At 46.5% G+C, this 3,213-nt stretch carries 3 protein-coding genes and 1 pseudogene; 1 reads left to right on the top strand and 3 read right to left on the bottom strand.

Features of this window, described 5'->3' with window-relative positions; translation table 11 throughout:
* Positions 1-290, bottom strand: a 290-nt coding sequence (locus QUA25_RS28945) for a DUF3370 family protein (protein ID WP_333043122.1), incomplete at its 3' end; no start/stop codon positions are given.
* Positions 291-587: 297 nt separating this feature from the next.
* Complete coding sequence (locus QUA25_RS28940; RefSeq protein ID WP_333043120.1) at positions 588-1,334, bottom strand: PEP-CTERM sorting domain-containing protein; 747 nt, start codon at positions 1,332-1,334, stop codon at positions 588-590.
* A gap of 738 nt (positions 1,335-2,072) precedes the next feature.
* Here QUA25_RS28940 and surE point away from each other — a divergent pair.
* Positions 2,073-2,750, top strand: a pseudogene (gene surE, locus QUA25_RS28935) (5'/3'-nucleotidase SurE).
* Between the two features lie 352 nt (positions 2,751-3,102).
* Here surE and QUA25_RS28930 read toward each other — a convergent pair.
* Positions 3,103-3,213: DUF3370 family protein (locus tag QUA25_RS28930; protein ID WP_333034947.1), on the bottom strand; the 111-nt coding region annotated here is incomplete at its 5' end.

Below are 3,213 nucleotides of genomic sequence, written 5' to 3'. Positions count from 1 at the left end.
TTTAAGTGTGCAGAAGGTACTTGTTTGGCTTCCGGGGGAAATGTGGAGAGCAAAATGCCTTCGGTTTGCACAACTTCGGGGCTGTTGCTGTTGAAAACCGGGATGCTGTCTAGTTGCCCCGGCAAAACGCGCACTTGCTGGGGCACCGTCACAGTGTTCAGCGGGGCCGTTGTTGGAGGCGCTGGCAAATCCAGTTCGTTTTCCGATAGCGGGAATTCTCGCTCGATGATGACTTGTTGGGTCCCAGGTGCGGGGATTGTTTGAGCTAAGGGGAAAATTGGCAAAAACATTGCTGAGAGCGCGTTTAACTGAACTTGCAGAAGATTGCCACATAGCAACCGACACAGAACATTACCACAAGTTGGTTTATATTTTCTGGTGAGGTTGGGATTTTAGGTCTATTTTTGCAGCAATTCGGATATCGCAAATTTTTTGTTCTTCACCTTGACAAAATGTAGAGCATAAATAAGAGCCAGAAGCACTATAGCTGCGCTGGCTCTTATGAGTTGATACTAGAAGTTAACCTGCATTCACTAGAAAAGCGATGAGCTTTTCTGCCGATGGATGGCCTGCACCCCTGAGACAATTTAAGCAAGAGCTTTTTTTGCCTGCTTGCGGCGGGCTGCTACTAAACTTCCCAACCCCATCACCATACCTGCGATAGTGGTTGGTTCGGGTACTGGCTCAGCATCAGGGGAAACTCCGGCCATAACTTTGTCACTGGTGCCAACACGAGACCCATCTACCTGCTGGAAGCGAACCCCTGCCTTAAGCGTACCATTCTGAAATCCCGTCAAGAAAGCATTTTCTGCCTGAGCCGCACTCAGACTGCTGCCAGTTAGCAAAAAGCTAACCAAAGTAGACTGATTTTTATATAAGCCTCCATTAGCGTTTCCACCATTAAAGCTCTTGCGCGGAGTGCTAATGCCATAGTCGAAACCGTTGTGCAAGCCACTAATATCAACATTGTTCCAAAACGCTGTAAAAGTGCTGCCTGCGGTAGATTTAACCGATGCATTAACGCCACTCAATACGTCAAATGCCACGGCAACGAGAGAAGAGTCTGTTGCACCACCGGCTGTGACCTGAGTGCCAGTGGTATTCTTGATGCCTAAATTCAGGAGCAAATCGGCTCCACTTTGGACAAAGTTGAAGTCCAATGTTGCAGTAGCACCGGTGCCGATAACGTTGCCCAGGCTGTTGGTACTACCGTACTCAGGTGCCACGGATAAACTGAATGCTTGGGCTTGCGTTGCAGTTAGTAATGAAGAAGCAATGACTAAACCAGCGGTAGCTAGACACGCGGTTAGTGGTTGGGCGAAGTTGGTTTTCATAAGAGTAATACCTTTTTTATATCGTTGGGGGGATTGACTTTACTGATTTCTTTCGGTACCTGTTTACATCATCTATCATGTAAAGGTATTTGTCTATACATTTTTGATACCTTTACCAAAACAATATTCTTCGAGGTTTATTCTTGAACCTTTCGTAAACTTGGTTGTATCGCAAACGCTAGGATAATTGGTGCTGAAGCATTCCACGGCTAACTATCCGTTATTGCAACTTTCGGTATCATCGGCTGTCACAACCGCTAACTACGTAATTTTACTTTTTGCCAGTTAGAATTTATACAAATAATGAGAAATATGTTGGTCGATCGCCAGATCTACGGCAAAGTAAAATTTAGTTGCACAGCCAGTAAATATAGAATTAGTAACTCTTCCCGGGCGCAGAAACAGGGTTTTAACGACTAAAATACGGCGTGGAGGGCCTGGGTATCGCTGAAAAAACCTGGTAGATCCCAGTCTCAGTGCGTAAGTCCACTACACTTAACGTTATGCAGACACAGCCCAAAAACGGATACAAGCCCCCGACTAATGTTGTGGAAAGATAAAAATTTTAGACTCATGTTCAATTTCCCAGATTCATCTGTGAAGTAAATCTAAAATCTAAAATCTAAAATTTAAAATCTAAAATCTAAAATCGACACAATCCCCGCGTCCCCTACCATTTGAGATTGCATCGGCTCGCCCACCACTGACAAAATAACGTTAGTAACAGACAAATTTTCAATGACAATAATTTTAACCAACGACGACGGCATCAATGCTCCGGGCATTCAAGCACTTTTGCAGGCTGTAGAAGGTAAAACAATTATGGTGGCTCCGCAGGGGCAATTGTCGGGCTGCGGGCATCAAGTGACTGCTCACAGTCCGATTCATGTCGCTCGCCGATAGTCCTTTGAGTATGCTGTAGGGGGAACACCGGCCGATTGCGTGCGTATTGCTCTTCATCACGTTTGTGCGAAGCCAGATTTGGTGCTTTCGGGTATTAACGCGGGCGGCAATTTGGGGGTTGACGTGTATATTTCGGGTACGGTGGCGGCTGTGCGCGAAGCAGCTATGCACGGTATTCCGGGAATCGCAATTTCCCACCGGATTAAAAGGCCGCTCGAAATAGACTGGGATGTCGCTACTCGTTGGACATCGCGGGTGTTGGCCCATTTGCTGAACCGGGAACTAAAGTCGGGGTGTTTCTGGAATGTGAATTTGCCGCATTTAGCGCCGGGAAGTGCGGAACCGGAAATTGTGTTTTGCCAGCCTTCGACGCAGCCACTGCCAGTGGTTTACCGGGTGGAGGGAGAATACTTTTATTATGCCGGAGAGTATGGATCGCGCGATCGGGCGGCGGGGACTGATGTTGACGTGTGTTTTGAGGGTAATATTGCGGTGACTGAGATAATGCTGTGATAGATTTGGGCGATCAAACTATATTTTTTTTCAATAAACTCTAAATAGACGGTGTTAAATTCGATCGGGGACGGAAGGTTTCATTCCAGAAACAGCTTTATCGAAGCAAAAGCAATTTGAAAATAGCGGTTTAGCAGACACTGACTCGCAACAATCCAAAGCAGTTGATGCAGAAACCCGTCAAAGGGCGATCGCGTTCGTTGAGAAGTTACCGGAAGCTGTGCTTGATGAAGCCGTTAAGTTTCTCGAATCTTTGTATGTTAAGGGCGAGCCCGTCGAGTAGCGATCGTACTTTTTGTTGTGAGAAATTTAGCCAGGTTTCGGACAGGGTAAATATACAGTCACCAAATAACTAATTACTCGATCGCACAGTCAAAACTTGCGGCGGCGTCGCATCCGGCGGATACAAGAAATCCACCTGAACCAAACGGCGTTCCCCCGGCTTCATATTCACACTCACCAA

This window comes from Microcoleus sp. Pol17C6 (assembly GCF_036701145.1).
In the GTDB taxonomy this organism is placed as follows: Bacteria; Cyanobacteriota; Cyanobacteriia; order Cyanobacteriales; family Microcoleaceae; genus Microcoleus.
The sequence above is the reverse complement of the archived record's forward strand: the minus strand, read 5'-3'. Positions and strand labels throughout refer to the sequence as shown.